The organism is Janthinobacterium sp. GW460-12-1-14-LB5 (assembly GCF_059423585.1).
In genome coordinates, this window is sequence record NZ_JBWKYD010000026.1 from 39,692 (window position 1) to 57,611 (window position 17,920).

Annotated in this window: 17 protein-coding genes; 2 read left to right on the forward strand and 15 right to left on the reverse strand. The window is 61.2% G+C overall.

Features of this window, described 5'->3' with window-relative positions; translation table 11 throughout:
• Nucleotides 1-16 precede the first annotated feature (16 nt).
• From AC07X6_RS23345 to AC07X6_RS23380, 8 genes are all read right to left on the reverse strand, one after another.
• Nucleotides 17-217, reverse strand: coding sequence for a YdcH family protein (locus AC07X6_RS23345; protein ID WP_034752051.1), 201 nt, complete (start codon nucleotides 215-217; stop codon nucleotides 17-19).
• A 138-nt stretch (nucleotides 218-355) separates the two neighbouring features.
• Nucleotides 356-1,087 (reverse strand): hypothetical protein, encoded by a 732-nt coding sequence (locus tag AC07X6_RS23350; protein ID WP_230542170.1) that lies wholly within the window; start codon nucleotides 1,085-1,087, stop codon nucleotides 356-358.
• A gap of 19 nt (nucleotides 1,088-1,106) precedes the next feature.
• Nucleotides 1,107-2,204, reverse strand: coding sequence for a cell division protein ZapE (gene zapE / locus AC07X6_RS23355; protein ID WP_230542171.1), 1,098 nt, complete (start codon nucleotides 2,202-2,204; stop codon nucleotides 1,107-1,109).
• A gap of 70 nt (nucleotides 2,205-2,274) precedes the next feature.
• Entirely contained in the window at nucleotides 2,275-3,705 is a 1,431-nt protein-coding gene (lpdA, locus tag AC07X6_RS23360; RefSeq protein ID WP_230542172.1) for a dihydrolipoyl dehydrogenase, read from the reverse strand.
• Nucleotides 3,695-4,078, reverse strand: coding sequence for a PspC domain-containing protein (locus AC07X6_RS23365; protein ID WP_230542173.1), 384 nt, complete (start codon nucleotides 4,076-4,078; stop codon nucleotides 3,695-3,697). Before AC07X6_RS23365 ends, lpdA begins: the two co-directional genes overlap by 11 nt.
• Nucleotides 4,079-4,172: 94 nt before the next feature.
• Nucleotides 4,173-5,429, reverse strand: a complete 1,257-nt coding sequence (odhB, locus tag AC07X6_RS23370; protein ID WP_230542174.1) for a 2-oxoglutarate dehydrogenase complex dihydrolipoyllysine-residue succinyltransferase — start codon at nucleotides 5,427-5,429, stop codon at nucleotides 4,173-4,175.
• A 109-nt stretch (nucleotides 5,430-5,538) separates the two neighbouring features.
• Entirely contained in the window at nucleotides 5,539-8,391 is a 2,853-nt protein-coding gene (locus tag AC07X6_RS23375) for a 2-oxoglutarate dehydrogenase E1 component (RefSeq protein WP_230542175.1), read from the reverse strand.
• A gap of 257 nt (nucleotides 8,392-8,648) precedes the next feature.
• Complete coding sequence (locus tag AC07X6_RS23380; protein WP_474292142.1) at nucleotides 8,649-9,620, reverse strand: LysR family transcriptional regulator; 972 nt, start codon at nucleotides 9,618-9,620, stop codon at nucleotides 8,649-8,651.
• Between the two features lie 118 nt (nucleotides 9,621-9,738).
• On the opposite strand from AC07X6_RS23380, the gene AC07X6_RS23385 reads away from it, so the two are divergent.
• A complete protein-coding gene (locus AC07X6_RS23385) occupies nucleotides 9,739-10,194 on the forward strand; it encodes an MBL fold metallo-hydrolase (protein ID WP_494792542.1) in 456 nt (151 codons plus the stop codon).
• A 71-nt stretch (nucleotides 10,195-10,265) separates the two neighbouring features.
• Here AC07X6_RS23385 and gltA read toward each other — a convergent pair whose 3' ends face one another.
• From gltA to AC07X6_RS23420, 7 genes are all read right to left on the reverse strand, one after another.
• On the reverse strand, nucleotides 10,266-11,567 hold the full coding sequence (gltA, locus tag AC07X6_RS23390) for a citrate synthase (RefSeq protein WP_034752071.1): 1,302 nt from the start codon (nucleotides 11,565-11,567) through the stop codon (nucleotides 10,266-10,268).
• 121 nt (nucleotides 11,568-11,688) lie between these two features.
• Nucleotides 11,689-11,970 carry an FAD assembly factor SdhE gene (locus AC07X6_RS23395; RefSeq protein WP_034752073.1) on the reverse strand — a complete coding sequence of 94 codons (282 nt, stop codon included), beginning with the start codon at nucleotides 11,968-11,970 and terminating at the stop codon, nucleotides 11,689-11,691.
• A 117-nt stretch (nucleotides 11,971-12,087) separates the two neighbouring features.
• A complete protein-coding gene (locus AC07X6_RS23400) occupies nucleotides 12,088-12,798 on the reverse strand; it encodes a succinate dehydrogenase iron-sulfur subunit (protein WP_034752075.1) in 711 nt (236 codons plus the stop codon).
• Nucleotides 12,799-12,807: 9 nt separating this feature from the next.
• Nucleotides 12,808-14,589 carry a succinate dehydrogenase flavoprotein subunit gene (sdhA, locus tag AC07X6_RS23405; RefSeq protein WP_230542178.1) on the reverse strand — a complete coding sequence of 594 codons (1,782 nt, stop codon included), beginning with the start codon at nucleotides 14,587-14,589 and terminating at the stop codon, nucleotides 12,808-12,810.
• 2 nt (nucleotides 14,590-14,591) lie between these two features.
• Nucleotides 14,592-14,957: a succinate dehydrogenase, hydrophobic membrane anchor protein gene (gene sdhD / locus AC07X6_RS23410; RefSeq protein WP_034752078.1), complete on the reverse strand. Its 366-nt coding sequence runs from the start codon at nucleotides 14,955-14,957 to the stop codon at nucleotides 14,592-14,594.
• Nucleotides 14,958-14,959: 2 nt separating this feature from the next.
• On the reverse strand, nucleotides 14,960-15,382 hold the full coding sequence (gene sdhC / locus AC07X6_RS23415) for a succinate dehydrogenase, cytochrome b556 subunit (protein ID WP_034752080.1): 423 nt from the start codon (nucleotides 15,380-15,382) through the stop codon (nucleotides 14,960-14,962).
• A gap of 306 nt (nucleotides 15,383-15,688) precedes the next feature.
• The gene (locus tag AC07X6_RS23420; RefSeq protein ID WP_230542179.1) at nucleotides 15,689-16,573 is read right to left on the reverse strand and encodes a GntR family transcriptional regulator; all 885 of its coding nucleotides are present in this window, start codon (nucleotides 16,571-16,573) and stop codon (nucleotides 15,689-15,691) included.
• 305 nt (nucleotides 16,574-16,878) lie between these two features.
• On the opposite strand from AC07X6_RS23420, the gene AC07X6_RS23425 reads away from it, so the two are divergent.
• Nucleotides 16,879-17,868 carry a malate dehydrogenase gene (locus AC07X6_RS23425; RefSeq protein ID WP_230542180.1) on the forward strand — a complete coding sequence of 330 codons (990 nt, stop codon included), beginning with the start codon at nucleotides 16,879-16,881 and terminating at the stop codon, nucleotides 17,866-17,868.
• Nucleotides 17,869-17,920 lie beyond the last annotated feature (52 nt).

The window sequence follows — 17,920 nt, forward strand, 5'->3', positions numbered from 1 at the left end:
ACGCTACTGGCGCCCCTCAGGCGGGAACGTCGGGCACCAACTGCATTTTCAGCAAGGTGATGTGATCCTTCAATTGCAATTTGCGCTTTTTCAGGCGGCGCAGTTGCAGCTCGTCATGGTGGCCATCGAGTATCAGCAACTCGATGACGGCATCGAGGTCGCGGTGTTCCACGTTGAGTTCAATCAGGCGCCGCTCTATTTGCTGTGCATCGCTCATGTGTTGCGTTCCAGGCAGTGTTGGTAACAGTGTTGGGAAACCGGCGCGCGCAGCATACGCAGGCAGCCATGGTGCATAGTTTAACCTGCCGCGCGCGTTAGGGCACGCCATTTCCGGCATGCCCCCTGCGCGGCGGCGTTATTTGGCCGGCGGCACGGGCACTGGAACAGGGACAGCAGCGGCCGGCGTGCCGGCAGCCTCCGCGGCGGCCTTGGCAGCCTTGGCCTGCGCTTCGGCCTGGCGCTCGGCCAGCCGTTGCGCCACTCTTTGCTGGCGTGCCACGGCGTCAGCCTGTTTTTTCGCATACGCCGCTTCGCGGGCCGCGCGGCGCGGCGCGTCGGCGGCATCGGCGGCAGCCTGTTTCGCCACCTTCGCCGCTTGCGCAGCTTCGCGCTCGGCAACGCTCTTGCCTTCCGGCTTGGGCGGCGCCGGCTCGGGCGTGACCACTTTCACGGGCTTGGGCGGAGCCGCGGCCCGCTGCTCGGCGTCCAGGCGCGCATCTTCCTGGGTCCGGGCCAGGTCGATATCGCGCAGGCGCACGGATTCGGCGCGCTTGAAGTAATTCGCTTCCGCTTCGACGGCGCGCAGGCGCACGAGGATCAGGCGGCGCTTTTCCTTGGCCTTGTCCAGGCAATTGTTCACGAAGAACTTGTCGTAGCACTCCAGTTCGCGCGCGGCGAACTCGTTTTCCGCGGCCTCGCGCTCGCTGGCGACCTGCTTCAGCTTGGCGTCCGCTTCGTCCACCGACAAGGTGGCGGGCACCTGCGGTACACCGACCTCATCCAACGCGGCACCGCCCTGGTGCGCGCAGCCGGACAATGCCAGAACCAGGCCCAGCGCCGCACCCAGCTTGTATAGTGTATTTGCCATCATCTTCCTTATCCCTGCCTCAAACGATCGCGTCGGCCGCGCCGCGCTGTTCTTTTTCCATGTATTCGCGCGATTGCATCTCGATGATACGCGAAACGGTGCGGTGAAACTCGTTGGCCAGCGTACCGTTCGTGTACAGCTGCTCGGGCGCCACTTCGGCCGACATGATCAGCTTGACTTTCTGATCATAAAACACGTCGATCAGCCAGGTAAAGCGGCGCGCCTCGGACGACTGCGCCGCCGACATGGCCGGTATCCCGGACAATATCACCGTATGGAAGCGGCTGGCGATTTCCAGGTAATCATTTTGCGAGCGGGGCCCGCCGCACAGGGTGGCGAAATCGAACCAGATGATGCCGCCGGCGCGGCGCAGGCAATGGATTTCGCGGCTCTCGATGCGGATGCGCGCATCTTCGTCGGCCGTCTCGGCGATGCGCGTGTAGGCGTCGCGCAGGGAGCGGTCCGTATCCGCACCGAGCGGGGTATAGTAACTTTCCACCTGTTCCAGGGCGCGGCCGCGGTAATCGACGCCGGCGTCGACGTTCATCACGTCGAGCTTGTCCTTCAGCAGCGCGATGGTCGGCAGCATGCGGTCGCGGTGCAGGCCGTCCGGATACAGCAGGTCGGGGTCGTAATTCGAGGTCATGATGAAGGACACGCCATTGGCGAACAGGGCCGACAGCAGGTTGTACAGGATCATCGCGTCGGCGATGTCCGAGACGTGGAATTCATCGAAACAGATGAGGCGGTATTTCTTGGCGATGCGCTTGGCCACCTCGTCGAGCGGGTCGGCCACGCCTTTCAATTCGTCGAGCTGCTGGTGCACGCCGCGCATGAATTCGTGGAAGTGCAATCGCGTCTTGCGCACCAGGGGCACGACCGAATAAAAGCTGTCCATCAGGAACGATTTGCCGCGCCCTACCCCGCCCCACATGTACACGCCTTTCGGCACGGCGGGACGGTTGATCAGGCGCTTGAAGGTGCTCGAACGCTGGCCCTTGTAAGCCACCCACTCGTCATAGCACAGCTGCAGGCGGTCGACCGCGCGCCGCTGGGCGGCGTCGGCCTTGAAATCACGCTTCTGCAGCGCGTGCTGGTAAAACTCTTCTACGTTCATGGGATTCGCTTTAACGCACAAGGGCGCCGGCGGAAAAAATCCGCGAGCGCCCCTGCTGGACTAACTACAATTAAAAGTTCAACGTACGCTTGTCAACCGCCAGTGCCGCTTCCTTGGTCGCTTCCGACAGGGATGGGTGAGCGTGGCAGATGCGCGCGATGTCTTCGGCCGAAGCCTTGAATTCCATCGCCACGACGGCTTCGGAAATCAGTTCGGAGGCCATCGGGCCGACGATGTGCACGCCGAGGATTTCATCGGTAGTCGCATCGGCCAGGAATTTCACCATGCCCGAGGTGTCGCCCAGCGCGCGCGCACGGCCGTTGGCCATGAACGGGAAGGTGCCGGCCTTGTAGGCGATGCCTTCGGCCTTCAGGGTTTGCTCGGTCTTGCCGACCCACGCGATTTCCGGCGAGGTGTAGATTACCCAAGGAATCGTGTTGAAGTTGGTGTGGCCATGCTGGCCGGCGATACGCTCGGCCACGGCAACGCCTTCTTCTTCGGCCTTGTGCGCCAGCATCGGGCCGCGCACGACGTCGCCCACTGCCCAGACGTTCGGCAGGTTGGTCTTGCAGTCGCCGTCGACGGCGATGAAGCCGCGTTCGTCCAGCTGCAGGCCGACCTTGTCGGCACCCAGGCCATTCGTGTTCGGCGTGCGGCCGATCGAGATGATCAGCTTGTCGAACACGGCTTTTTGCGCTTCGCCCTTGGCGTCCACGAATTCCACGGTGACGTCTTTCTTGCCTGGCGTGATCGCACCGATCTTGCAACCGAGGTTGATCTTCAAGCCTTGCTTCGTGAACAACTTCGACGCTTCCTTGGCGATCTGCTCGTCGACGGCGCCCAGGAAGACCGGCAGGCCTTCCAGCACGGTGACGTCGGAACCCAGGCGGCGCCAGACGCTGCCCATTTCCAGGCCGATCACGCCGGCGCCGATGACGCCCAGCTTGGCGGGTACGGCGTCGATGGCCAGTGCGCCCGTGTTCGACAGGATCAGTTTCTCGTCGAATGGTGCGCCCGGCAGTTCGCGTGCGTTCGAACCCGTGGCGATGACCACGTGCTTGGCGCTCAGGGTTTCGTTGGCTTCGCCCGTCACGCTGATGTCATACGTGCCAGCAGCGGCGGCAGCGAAAGCGGCGCGGCCGTGGAAGAAGGCGATCTTGTTCTTCTTGAACAGGTACAGGATGCCGTCGTTGTTCTGCTTGACGACGGTGTCCTTGCGCTTGAGCATCTGGCCCAGGTTCAGCTTCAGGCCGGCGACGTCGATGCCGTGCTCGGCGAAGCTGTGGCCCGCGTGTTCGAAATGCTCGGACGATTGCAGCAGCGCTTTCGACGGGATGCAGCCGACGTTGGTGCAGGTACCGCCAGGCGCGGCGCCGCCCTTGGCGTTCGACCACTCGTCGACGCAAGCGACGGAAAAGCCCAGCTGCGCTGCGCGGATGGCGGCGATGTAGCCGCCAGGGCCCGCACCGATGACAACTACGTCAAATTGTTTAGTACTCATGTTTTGTTATTCCAATCTCTTCGTCTGGTACGAAAATCCACAATAGAAGGTAAATCACCACGCCGAAGCCGAAGGTCAATGTAAACAGGACGAAGACGAGGCGCCAGATCCACGCTTCCATGCCGGAAGCGCGGCCCAGGCCGCCGCACACGCCACCGAACCAGCGGTCGTTGCGCGAACGGCGCAGGCGGTTGAATTCCTGCACCAGGTCGTTCGCCGGGCCGGAGCCGGCAGCGGCGCCGGACGCGTTGTCCGGCTTGTCCAGGTTGATATTGCTCAAGAGCTTGGCTTTCGCTTGCGCGAATTCCGCGTCGCTCAGGGCGCCCGCCAGGTGCAACTCGTGCAGACGCTTGATTTCTTCAGAGACGTTCATGGGAATCCTCTTTCATTGAGATCAGCCAGCTGCGTCTTCTGGCAAGGGGTATCAGCTACATTGCCCCGGCGGCTACGCCGGGGGACTACAGTGCTTACAGGTCCAGCAGCAGGCGTGCAGGATCTTCCAGCGCTTCTTTCATCGCCACCAGGCCCAGGACGGCTTCGCGGCCGTCGATGATGCGGTGGTCGTAGGACATGGCCAGGTAGTTCATCGGACGCACCACGATCTGGCCGTTTTCCACGACAGCGCGGTCCTTGGTCGCATGCACGCCCAGGATCGCCGATTGCGGCGGGTTGATGATCGGGGTCGACAGCATGGAGCCGAAGGTGCCGCCGTTCGAGATCGAGAACGTGCCGCCCGTCAGGTCGTCCAGGGTCAGCTTGCCTTCCTTGGCTTTCGCGCCGAATTCACCGATTTTTTTCTCGATGTCGGCGATCGACAGCTGGTCCGCGTTGCGGATGATAGGCACGACCAGGCCACGCGGCGAACCGACAGCGATGCCGATGTCGAAGTAGCCGTGGTAGACGATGTCGTTGCCGTCAACGGAAGCGTTGATGATCGGGTACTTTTTCAGGGCGGCGACGGCGGCCTTGACGAAGAAGGACATGAAGCCCAGCTTGACGCCGTGCTCTTTCTCGAACTTGTCCTTGTACTTGTTGCGCAGGTCGATGACCGGCTGCATGTTCACTTCATTGAACGTGGTCAGGATGGCGTTCGTCGATTGCGATTGCAGCAGGCGCTCGGCGATACGTGCGCGCAGGCGGCTCATCGGCACGCGCTCTTCAGGGCGGTCGCCCAGGCTGGCGGCCGACGGCGTGGCAACTTGCTGCAGCGCTGGCTTGGCAGCGGCTGGCGCCAGTGGCGCGACAGCTGGCTTGGCGGAAGCGGCCAGGGCGTCGCCCTTGGTCACGCGGCCGTCTTTGCCCGAACCGGCGACGTCGCCAGCGGACAGGCCTTTTTCGGACAGGATCTTGGCGGCGGCAGGCATGGCGACATCGCCTTTGGTCGCAGCGGCTGGCGCGGACGCGGTAGCGGCGTCTTGTGCGGCGGCAGCCAGGGCTGGTGCAGGCACGGCGGACACTTCCATCGGGCTGACCTTGGCCGAGCCGTCGGTGTCGATGATGGCGATGACTTCGCCGGCGACGACGGTGGCGCCGTCAGCCTTGATGATTTGAACGATCACGCCGGCGGCGGGCGCCGGCAGTTCCAGCACCACTTTATCGGTTTCGATATCGATCATGTTTTCGTCGCGCGCAACTGCTTCGCCGACTTTCTTGTGCCATGCCAGCAGGGTCGCTTCCGCAACCGATTCCGACAACTGGGGAACTTTGACTTCGATTTGTGCCATGTAAAACTCCGTTTATTTTGTTATTGCGGCGCCGACCCTGCGTAGCAAGGACGGCGCTCCGTCATCATCTTGATCAGGCGCAATGCGCATCGCACGGCGCCCGTTATCCTTACTTGGTCAGGATAAAGCCCTTCAGCTTCGAGAATGCCGTTTCCAGCAGGTCTTTTTGCTGGGCGTAGTGCTTGTCATAGTAACCGACAGCAGGCGACGCCGAAGCAGGACGGCCGGCGTAGGCCAGACGCTGACCCGATTCCAGGCCTTCGAAGATGTTGTGCTGGATCTGGAACCAGGCACCCTGGTTTTGCGGCTCGTCCTGTGCCCAGACGACTTCGACCAGGTTCGGGAACTTCTTCAGTTCAGCAGCGAACGACTTGTGCGGGAACGGATACAGCTGTTCCAGGCGCACGATGGCCGTGTCGGTCTGGCCGCGGGTCTTGCGTGCGTTGACCAGGTCGTAGTAGACCTTGCCCGAGCAGGCGACCACGCGCTTGACTTTCTTGGCGTCGATTTTGTCGTCGACTTCGCCGATGACGGTCTGGAAACCGCCCTTGGCCAGGTCGGTCAGCGGCGAACCGGCATCCTTGTTGCGCAGCAGCGACTTCGGCGTCAGGATGACCAGCGGCTTGCGGAACTGGCGCACCATCTGGCGGCGCAGCAAATGGAAGATCTGCGAAGCCGTCGTCGGCTGCACCACTTGCATGTTGTTGTCTGCGCACAGCTGCAGGAAACGCTCGGGACGCGCGGACGAGTGCTCAGGACCCTGGCCTTCGTAACCGTGCGGCAGCATCATGACCAGGCCCGAAGCGCGGCCCCACTTCACTTCGCCGGAGCTGATGAATTGGTCGATCACCACTTGCGCGCCGTTGGCGAAGTCGCCGAACTGGGCTTCCCAGATCGTCAGCGTGTTCGGTTCAGCGGTCGAGTAGCCGTATTCGAAGGCCAGTACGGCTTCTTCGGACAGCACCGAGTCGATGACGGTGAACGGCGCCTGGTTTTCCGACACGTTTTGCAGCGGAATGTAGGTACCGGCATCCCAGCGCTCGCGGTTCTGGTCATGCAGCACGGCGTGACGGTGCACGAAGGTGCCGCGGCCAGCATCCTGGCCCGTCAGGCGGATGGCGTAGCCGGACGATACCAGCGAAGCGTAGGCCAGATGTTCGCCCATGCCCCAGTCCAGGTTCATTTCGCCGCGGCCCATGGTGGCGCGGTCGCCCAGGACTTTCTCGACCAGCGAGTGGACCTTGAACTGTTCCGGCACGGTGGTGATGCGCGCGGCCAGGCGTTTCAGTTCCGTCATCGGCACGGCCGTGTCGGCCGAGTCGGTCCATTTCTTGTTCAGGAACGGCAGCCAGTCGACGGCGTACTTGTTCTTGAAGTTCGAGATGACCGGATCGACGGTGTGCTTGCCGGCGTCCATGGCGTCGCGGAAGGCGGCCACCATCTTGTCGCCGCCATCGGCAGGGATCACGCCTTGCGCAACCAGCTTGTCCGCGTACAGCTTGCGGGTGCCTGGATGCTGGCCGATGCGCTTGTACATCAGCGGCTGCGTCAGCGCTGGCGTATCCTGCTCGTTGTGGCCCAGCTTGCGGTAGCAGATGATGTCGAGGACGATGTCCTTCTTGAATTCCATGCGGTAGTCGAGCGCGATCTGCGTCGCCAGCACCACGGCTTCCGGATCATCGGCGTTGATGTGCAGGACCGGTGCTTCGATCATCTTGACGACGTCCGAGCAGTACAGGGTCGAGCGCGAGTCGCGCGGGTCCGAGGTGGTGAAACCGATCTGGTTGTTGATCACGATATGCACCGTGCCGCCCGTGCCGTAGCCGCGGGTCTGCGCCAGGTTCAGGGTTTCCATGACCACGCCCTGGCCGGCGAAAGCGGCATCGCCGTGCACCAGGATAGGCAGCACTTGCGCGCCGTGCACGTCGCCGCGGCGATCCATGCGGGCCTTGACGGAACCTTCGACCACTGGGTTGACGATTTCCAGGTGCGACGGGTTGAACGCCAGCGACAGGTGGACCGGGCCGCCCGCGGTGGAGATGTCCGACGAGAAGCCTTGATGGTACTTCACGTCGCCGGCAGGCAGGTCGTCGCCATGCTTGCCTTCGAATTCTTCGAACAGTTCCTGCGGCGCCTTGCCCAGGGTGTTCACCAGTACGTTCAGACGGCCGCGGTGGGCCATGCCGATGACGATTTCCTGCACGCCTTTTTCGCCGGCGCGCTGGATGGTTTCATCCATCGAGGCGATGAACGTTTCGCCGCCTTCCAGGGAGAAGCGCTTCTGGCCCACGTAGCGGGTATGCAGATAGCGTTCCAGGCCTTCAGCCGCGGTCAGGCGGTCGAGGATGTGGATTTTTTTCTCTGGGGTGAAATTCGGGGTGGAGCGGATCGATTCCAGTTTCTCTTGCAGCCAGCGCTTTTCGGCCGGGTCGGAGATGTACATGAATTCGGCGCCGATCGAACGCGTGTAGGTATCGCGCAGATAGTTCAGCAGATCGCGCAGGGTGGCGGTCTCGGGGCCAAAATAGGTATTGCTGATGTTGAACACGGTGTCCATGTCCGCGTCGGTGAAACCGTAGAAGCTCGGCTCCAGTTCCGGGATCATCGGACGTTCCTGGCGTTGCAGCGGGTCCAGATTGGCCCAATGCGAACCGAGGTAGCGGTAAGCGGCGATCAGTTGCGTGGCGGCGACGCGCTTGCGGCCCATTTCAGCATCGAAGGAAGCGGTCACTGTGCGGATCGGACCTGCTTTTGCGCGCTCGGCGAACGAGGCGACGACGGAGGCATGCGCCACGTCAGGCTTGTTGGTGCCGTCGACGGCAGGCACGTGCTGCATGGCGTCGAAGTAGGAACGCCAGTTATCGGGTACCGAGCCTGGATTATTCAGATACGCCTCGTACAGGTCTTCCACGTACGGAGCATTCCCACCGAACAGGTAGGAGTTGGTCGTTAATTGCTGCATATATTGCTCACCTTTCTTCGCGCTTCGCGAGGAATTAGCGGGTTAATCTAACCTTCCGCGACACGGCCTGACCGGTTAGCGGATTGCACATCAAGTTGTGGGGAAGGGCTTTTTTATTGCACCAGCATTCTGCATACCGTCATTTAGAATAGCACGCGGTATTGTAACGCAACAACTGCAAGTTGAATTTTATTTGGCAAGCAAATGTAAGCTGTGTTGTTGATTTTCCCGGGCTTGCAAGCCTGTCACTGTTATGCTTACAACACATCGGCGGCCCTGCCGGCGTGCCGCCTGCGACCAACTGGTCTGCCTGGCAACGGCGGCGCGATGGCTGCCAGCCAATCGGCATCGCCGGCAAACCACTCCACCAGGAAGTCGAGCATGGTGCGCAGCAGCGGCGACATATGCTGGCGCGAGGTATAGACACCGTAGATGCCCATGTCCTGCGGCTGGTAGGCGGGCAGCAGTTCCACCAGCTGGCCGCTGGCGATCAGCGGCGCGGCCGAATAGCGCGGCTGCATGGCGATGCCCGCCCCCGCCACCGTGGCCACCAGCAGCACCAGCGACTCATTCGCCGACAGGCGGCCGCTGACGGGCACAGTGAGCGCTTCCCCATGATGAGTGAACTGCCACAGGCTCTTGCCGAAATACGTGTACGTCAGGCAATTGTGCAGGGCCAGGTCTTCCGCCCGGCGCGGCGTGCCGTGCGCGGCCAGATACGATGGTGCGGCGCACACCACCGAGGCGCAACTGGCCAGCTGGCGCGCGATCAGGTTCGGTTCGAGCGCGTTCGTGATGCGGATCGCCAGGTCGATGCGCTGCTCCACCAGATTGACGGCGCGGTTCTCCATCTGCAGGTCGACGGCGGCGCGCGGGTAGCGCCGCAGGTAAGCGGTCACTGCGCCAGCGAGCGCCGTCTGCGCCAGGGATTGCGAACAGGTGATGCGCAGCAAGCCGTGCGGCGTGTCAAGACCCTCGGGCGACGTGACGGCCATGGCGCCGGCCACTTCCAGCATCTGCCGGCAGCGCGCCAGCGTCGCGTCGCCCGCATCCGTCAGACTCAAACGCCGCGTGGTGCGGTGCAACAGGCGCGCCCCCGCCCACTGCTCCATCTCGGCCAGGTAGCGCGTCACCATGGCGCGCGACATGTCGAGCGCCTCGCTGGCGGCCACCATGCTGCCCCGCTCGGCGATGGCGACGAATACTTGTGCGGCGGTGATACGGTCCATCTGCAACCCTCCCTTGATTCATCCGATCCATGCAACTAAGTATTGCAATCTACCCTATTTGTCGCGCCTGGTCGAAAGGATAATATGCGACAAGAGTATCTGATATCGAAAGAATAATATGCTTGCATGCGCCGCCCTCCTCTCCCGCACCCTGGAAACCTTCCGCCTCGATGTGCTGGGCCGCGCACCGTCCACTTCGTTGCTGCTGAGCGGCGCGGCCGATGCCATCCTCGTCAATGCCCAGTTCCTGCGCGACGATGCGGCGCAGTTAGCGCACACCATCGCCGCCAGCGGCAAGCGCCTGACCACCATCTATATCAGCGCGGCCGAGCCGCAAGCGTATTTCGGCCTGGGCGTGCTGCGGCAAGCCTTTCCGCAAGCCCGCATCCTCGCCAGCGGCGCGACGGTCGAGGCGATCCGTCGCCAGGCCGGCGCCAGGGTTGCCCACTGGGGCGGCATCCTCAAGCACAATGCGCCGCGCTGCATCGTCCTGCCGCACATTCACGATGGCGCCAGCCTGCAACTCGAAGGCGGCAGCGTTTGCCTGCAGTCGCTGCTGGCGGCGCTCGACTGAGTCATGCCTCTTCCGCGCGCATAAAAAAACGGGCCGATGCCCGTTTTTTGTTTGCTCAATACCGCTCTGGATTAACGCTTGTCCAGTGGCAGTACTTCACGCGTGGTCGAACCGACGAACAGCTGGCGCGGACGGCCGATTTTTTGCTCTGGGTCGGCGATCATTTCGTTCCACTGGGCGATCCAGCCGATCGTACGGGCCATAGCGAAGATACCGGTGAACAGCGACACAGGGATGCCCAGCGCCGATTGCACGATGCCCGAATAGAAGTCGACGTTCGGGTACAGTTTGCGCGACACGAAGTACTCGTCGTTCAGCGCAATCTTTTCCAGTTCCATCGCCAGCTTGAACAGCGGGTCGTCTTGCAGCCCCAGTTCTTGCAGCACTTCGTAGCAGGTTTCACGCATCAGCTTGGCGCGTGGGTCGAAGTTCTTGTACACGCGGTGGCCAAAGCCCATCAGCTTGACGCCCGAGTTCTTGTCCTTGACTTGCGCGATGAAGGCAGGGATGTTCTCGACGGTGCCGATTTCCTTCAGCATGTTGAGTGCCGCTTCGTTGGCGCCGCCGTGGGCAGGACCCCACAGGCAGGCGATACCGGCAGCGATACAGGCGAACGGGTTGGCGCCCGACGAACCGGCCAGACGGACGGTCGAAGTCGATGCGTTCTGCTCGTGGTCCGCGTGCAGGATCAGGATGCGGTCCAGGGCGCGCACCAGCACGTCATTGACCTTGTACTCTTCGCACGGGTTGGCAAACATCATGTGCATGAAGTTGGCGCTGTACGACAGGTCGTTGCGCGGGTACACGAACGGCTGGCCGACCGAGTACTTGTAGGTCATGGCGACCAGGGTTGGCATCTTCGCGATCAGGCGGATGGCCGACACTTCGCGGTGACGCGGGTCGTTGATGTCCAGCGAGTCATGGTAGAACGATGCCAGCGCGCCGACGGTGCCCACCAGGACCGACATCGGATGCGCGTCGCGGCGGAAGCCACGGAAGAAGAATTGCATCTGTTCGTGCACCATCGTGTGCTTGGTGACGGTGTCGACGAACTTGGCTTTCTGCGCCGCGTTCGGCAATTCGCCGTTCAGCAGCAGGTAGCACGATTCCATGAAGTCGGCGTTGACGGCCAACTGTTCGATCGGGTAACCACGGTACAGCAGCTCGCCCTTGTCGCCGTCGATGTAGGTGATCGACGAGTTGCAGGCGGCCGTCGACATAAAGCCTGGGTCGTAGGTGAACTTGCCGCTACCGGCGTACAGTTTGCGGATGTCGATGACGTCCGGGCCAACCGTGCCTTTGTAGATTGGAAATTCAAGCGATGGGCTGCCATCGGAGAACGACAGGGTAGCTTTTGTGTCAGAGATATTCATGGGCTCTTCCTTCTCGGGAGTGAGTCGAAATTAAAATCAAAAATTCTGGCTGCAATTCGCACCGCATTCGGCAGTGCTACAGCGCGCCACTCGCACCGTTTGCAATATATCGCCCAGGCGTCTAGGCAATGCGCAGTCGTTGCAGCAGTGCGCGCACATGCGGCAGATCGACTTCGCCTTCCGGCTCTTTACGGGCCAGTACCAGATCCATTAACGCATTGTCCGACAAATCCAGCAAACGCGTCAGCGCGTCAACTTCTTCATCGGTCAATTCGGTTTCATACGCATCGAGAAAACGGGTCAGGATAATGTCGTTTTCCAGCAGGCCACGGCGTGAACGCCAGCGCAGGCGGGCGCGGTTGGCCGGGTCGGCCTGATGCGAGGACAAAATTGATTCTGTCATTTGGTTTACCACTTTACGTGTGCCTTGCGGCACGATGCTGCTTTGCAGGCGCCGCCTGCAGGCAAGAGAGGATACCCTCTTCCCGCAAACGGCGCCCGGCGGACGCGATCACGAGGATCAGATCGCGCGGCGGACCATCAATTCCTTGATCTTGCCGATCGCCTTGTTCGGGTTCAACCCTTTCGGGCAGACATCGACGCAGTTCATGATCGAATGGCAGCGGAACAGGCGGTACGGGTCTTCCAGGTTGTCCAGACGCGCGCCCGTGGCTTCGTCGCGCGAATCGGCGATGAAGCGGTAGGCTTGCAGCAGGCCGGCCGGGCCGACGAATTTGTCCGGATTCCACCAGAACGACGGGCACGACGTGGAGCAGCATGCGCACAGGATGCACTCGTACAGGCCATCGAGTTCTTCGCGCTGTTCCGGCGACTGCAGGCGTTCTTTTTCAGGCGGGATCGAATCGTTGATCAGGAAAGGCTTGATCGAATCGTACTGCTTGAAAAATTGCGTCATGTCGACGATCAGGTCGCGGATGACCGGCAAGCCTGGCAACGGACGCAGCACGATAGGCTCCGACAGTTCGTTCAGGTTGGTGGTGCATGCCAGGCCGTTCTTGCCGTTGATGTTCATCGCGTCCGAACCGCACACGCCTTCGCGGCACGAGCGGCGCAGGGCCAGCGAGTCATCGACGTCCGCCTTGATGCGCTGCAATGCGTCGAGCAGCATCTTGTCGGTGTCTTTCAGTTCGACCGTCAGGTCTTGCATGTACGGCTTGGCATCCTGGTCAGGATCGTAGCGGTAGATTTTGAATTTAAGAGTGCGTGCCATGGTATAGCCTTAGAAAGTACGTGGTTTCGGTTTGAAGGTATCAACCGTCAGCGGCTTGGTCACGACTGGCTTGTATTCCAGTCGGTTGCCTTCCGAATACCACAGAGTGTGCTTCATCCAGTTGTCGTCGTCACGTTGCGGATGGTCGTCCTGGGCGTGGGCGCCGCGCGATTCCTTGCGCGCTGCCGCCGAAACGATGGTCGCTTTCGCCGTTTCGATCAGGTTGTCCAGCTCCAGCGCTTCCACGCGGGCCGTGTTGAAGACCATCGATTTATCCTTGAAGGAGACGTGCTTGCGGCGCTCGTCGAGCTTCATGATTTCTTCGACGCCCTTGTTCAGCATCTCGTCGGTACGGAACACGCCGCAGTACTTCTGCATCGTTGCGCGGATGTCGTTGGCCACGCCCTGCACGGTTTCCGTGCCGGTCGAGTTTTCCAGGCGCTGCAGACGGCCCATGGCGAAATCGGCAGCATCGGCTGGCAAAGGCTTGTTTTCCTTGGCTTTCAGGCCGCTGTTGACGATGTGGTTACCGGCCGCGCGGCCGAAGACCACCAGGTCGAGCAGCGAGTTCGTACCCAGGCGGTTGGCGCCGTGCACGGAAACGCAGGCGCATTCGCCGATCGCGTACAGGCCGTTGACGACCTTCGCCGAATTGTCCGGACCGGTCGGGGTGACAACCTGGCCGTGGATGTTCGTCGGAATGCCGCCCATCTGGTAGTGAATCGTCGGCACGACAGGAATCGGTTCCTTGGTGGCGTCGACGTTGGCGAACTTGTGGCCGATTTCCAGAATCGACGGCAGGCGCTTGGCGATGGTGTCGGCGCCGATATGGCGCAGATCCAGCATCACGTGGTCCTTGTTCGGACCGCAGCCGCGGCCTTCCTTGATTTCCTGGTCCATCGAACGCGAGACGAAGTCGCGCGGCGCCAGATCCTTCAGGGTCGGCGCATAGCGCTCCATGAAGCGTTCGCCTTCGCTATTGATCAGGATGCCGCCTTCGCCGCGCACGCCTTCGGTGATCAATACGCCCGCGCCGGCCACGCCGGTCGGGTGGAATTGCCAGAATTCCATGTCTTGCAGCGGCAGGCCGGCGCGTGCCGCCATGCCCATGCCGTCGCCGGTATTAATGAACGCATTCGTCGACGCGGCGAAGATGCGGCCTGCGCCGCCCGTTGCCATGACCGTCGTCTTTGCTTCCAGAATCATGCATTCGCCGGTTTCCATTTCCAGCGCGACAACACCGATCACGTCGCCTTCGGCGTCACGGATCAGGTCGAGTGCCATCCATTCGACGAAGAAGTGCGTACGGGCGCGCACGTTGCGCTGGTACAAGGTGTGCAACAGGGCGTGACCGGTACGGTCGGCTGCCGCGCAGGCGCGCTGCACCGGCTTTTCGCCGAAGTGGGCCGTGTGGCCGCCGAACGGACGCTGATAGATGGTGCCGTCAGGGTTGCGGTCAAACGGCATGCCGAAGTGTTCCAGTTCGTACACGACTTTCGGTGCTTCGCGGCACATGAATTCGATGGCATCCTGGTCGCCCAGATAGTCGCCGCCCTTGACGGTGTCGAACATGTGCCAGAACCAGTTGTCTTCGGCCATGTTGCCGAGCGACGCGCCGATACCGCCCTGCGCCGCCACGGTGTGCGAGCGGGTCGGGAAAACTTTCGACAAAACAGCGACGTTCAGGCCGGCTTCAGCCAGCTGCAACGACGCGCGCATGCCGGAACCGCCGGCGCCAACGATGACCGCGTCAAAGCGGCGGGTAGGGATTGCAGATTTATATGCTGCCACGATTACACACTCCAGAGTATCTGTACCGTCCAGCCGGCACAAGCGATCAACCACAGCATGGTGGCAATTTGCAGGGTCAGACGGAGGCCAGCGCTTTTCACGTAGTCCATCCAGATGTCGCGTACGCCGACCCATGCGTGGTAGAACAGGGCGACGAAGGTCACCAGACTGAACAATTTAAACCACTGCTGTGCGAACAGACCAGCCCAGCCTTCATAGCTGAAGTTGCTGCCAGTCAAGAAAGAAATAAGCAGGATGGCAACATATGCCACCATGACGATGGCGGTGACGCGTTGCGCCAGCCAGTCGCGCAAGCCGTAATGGGCACCGACGACGAGGCGTTTCGGTCCGATATTATTGTCTGCCATGTTTAAAATACTCCAAACAGTTTCAAAGCGACCAGAGCCGTCAACACCAGGCTCACGACCAGCACGGACGACGCGGTCTTGCGTGCCGAATCTTTCTCGATGGCAACGTGCACATCCATGAACAGGTGACGGATACCGGCGCAGAAGTGGTGCAGGAAAGCCCAGACCAGGCCCAGGGTGATCAGCTTGACGAACCAGTGCGAGGCGATGCCCTGGAAGTAGGCGTAGGACATTTCGGAACGCAGGCTCAGTTCCAGCATGTACAGGATGCACGGCAGCAAGGCGAAAATGATGAAACCGCTGATACGATGCAGGATCGAGACGATGGCGCCGACAGCCATGCGGTAGTTCGACAATTCGGTAACATGAATGTTACGGAATTGCGGCCGTTCTTTTTTTGGTACTTCTCTTACGGCTTCAGACATAACAAAAACCTCCCCTTTGAATTTCAACTAAATATTGAAGCCGCGATTTTCGCCGATTTTCGCAACCCATACCAATATCTATTGTTACATATAACCAAAATGGTTTTTTACTACAAAATACCGCGCTACTTTCCGTAGTTCACGTAATTTAATTACAGAATCGCCGGCAAAGCACGGCCCGCCGGGGCCGGCCATGCTTTAGCTGCGCTTTCTGTTGTCTCCGTTGCCCGCCTTGCGACAGGCATCTTGCAAGCGATGCACTTCAGCCTTGCCGCTTCTCCGGATGCCCGCAGGCATCCCGCTGCTTCAGCTGAGTTCATTCTGATAATGGTGGCGACTGGTCAGGTACAAGCCCCGGCGCAGTTCGACCGGCTTGTCGCCGTAGGTAAACGACACGCGCTCGGAACTGAGCAAAGGCGTGCCGAGGTCGATATTTAACAATTGCGCGGCGCCCGCATCGGCGCACACGGCGCGGATCTGCTCGGACGCACGGATCATGCGCGTGCCAAATTCCGTTTCGAACAGGCCGTACATGGGGCCCTTGTATTCCACCAGGCGCTCGGCCGTCAGGCCCTTGAAGATCAGGCCGGGCAGCCACAGCTCTTCGACGATGGTCGGCACGCCGTCGAAATACTGCACGCGCTTGATGAAGATCACGGCGTCGCCGGACTTCAGATCCATCAGGCGCGCCACGTCGGCCGGCGCGCGCACGCGCTTGACTTCGATAAACTTGCTTTCGGGATAATGCGGCACGCCTTCGTCCGGCACCAGGCGCAGGAAGCGGAAATGCGCGCGCGCCTCATGGTGGGTGGAAACGAAAGTGCCCTTGCCCTGGCGGCGCATGACGAGGTTCTCGGCTGCCAGTTCATCGATGGCCTTGCGCACCGTGCCCTGGCTGACCTTGAAGCGCCCTGCCAGCTCGACTTCGCTGGGAATGAGCTCGCCCGGCTTCCATTCGCCCGATTGCAGGCTCTGCGTAATGAGCGCCTTGATCTGCTGGTACAGGGGACTGAAGGTGGGCGATGCAGTGACTGCAGGCACGGCGGGCGCAGTGGTATTGCTGCTGGCCGTCACGGTGACTGGGGTACTGGCCGCCGCAGCGACGGGCGTGGCCGGGGTGCCCGCGGTCGGACTGACCGCCCCGCTTGCAGCAGTGGCATTGTTGGTCAGATTGGACGAGGCGGAATTCATAGTCCGACATTTCAACACAAATCACTGCCCGCGTCCAGTAAAACACTCGTAGTTATCTGTCTTATATAAGACATAAGATATGATTGACAGATACAGATCAGAGGCCTAAACTGCCTTCGATAAAACTTGTGAGCCAGCGTTTTATGTTGTCGGCCAGCCACTCTGGCCTCGTGCAGCACAAGCGTGACGGCGGCGTACACCAGCAATTCGGTGGCGCGGGCCGGTTTTGGTATCATTATAGTTTTTCCGGATAAGCGTAAGCCCAGCTTCAAGCCCGTTTTCTTTCCCATTTTTGGAGATTCATCATGGCTAAAACCCCAATGCGTGTTGCAGTGACCGGCGCCGCCGGCCAGATCGGCTACGCCCTGTTGTTCCGCATCGCCAATGGCGACATGCTCGGCAAAGACCAGCCTGTCATCTTGCAACTGCTTGAAATCCCGGACGAAAAAGCCCAGAAGGCGCTCAAGGGCGTGATGATGGAAATCGACGATTGCGCATTCCCGCTGCTGACGGAAATGACCGCCCACTCCGATCCGCTGACGGCATTCAAGGATGTCGACGTGGCCGTACTGGTTGGCGCGCGTCCACGCGGCCCAGGCATGGAACGCAAGGACCTGCTGGAAGCGAACGCGCAGATCTTCACGGTGCAAGGCAAGGCGCTCGACGCCGTCGCTTCGCGCAATGTCAAAGTGCTGGTGGTCGGCAACCCTGCCAATACCAACGCCTACATCGCCATGAAATCGGCACCGTCGCTGCCGGCGAAAAACTTCACCGCCATGCTGCGCCTGGACCACAACCGCGCGCTGTCGCAAGTCGCTGCCAAGACCGGCACCGCCGTGAAAGACATCGAAAAGCTGACCGTCTGGGGCAACCACTCGCCAACCATGTACGCCGACTACCGCTTCGCCACCGTCAACGGCAAGGCTGTGAAAGACCTGATCAACGACCAGGAATGGAACGCCAACACCTTCCTGCCGACCGTCGGCAAGCGCGGCGCGGCCATCATCGAAGCGCGCGGCCTGTCGTCGGCAGCGTCGGCAGCGAACGCCGCCATCGACCACATCCATGACTGGATGCTGGGCACCAACGGCAAGTGGACCACCATGGGCGTTCCTTCGGATGGTTCGTACGGCATCCCTGAAGGCACCGTGTTCGGCTTCCCGGTCACCACCGACAACGGTGAGTACACCATCGTTCAAGGTCTGGAAATCGATGCATTCTCGCAAGAGCGCATCAACCTGACCCTGAAAGAACTGACCGAAGAGCGCGAAGGCGTGAAACACCTGCTGGCCTAAGTCCAGTTCTGGCGGCGCGGTGCAAACGTGCCGCCCGCCACGCAGGCCGCGG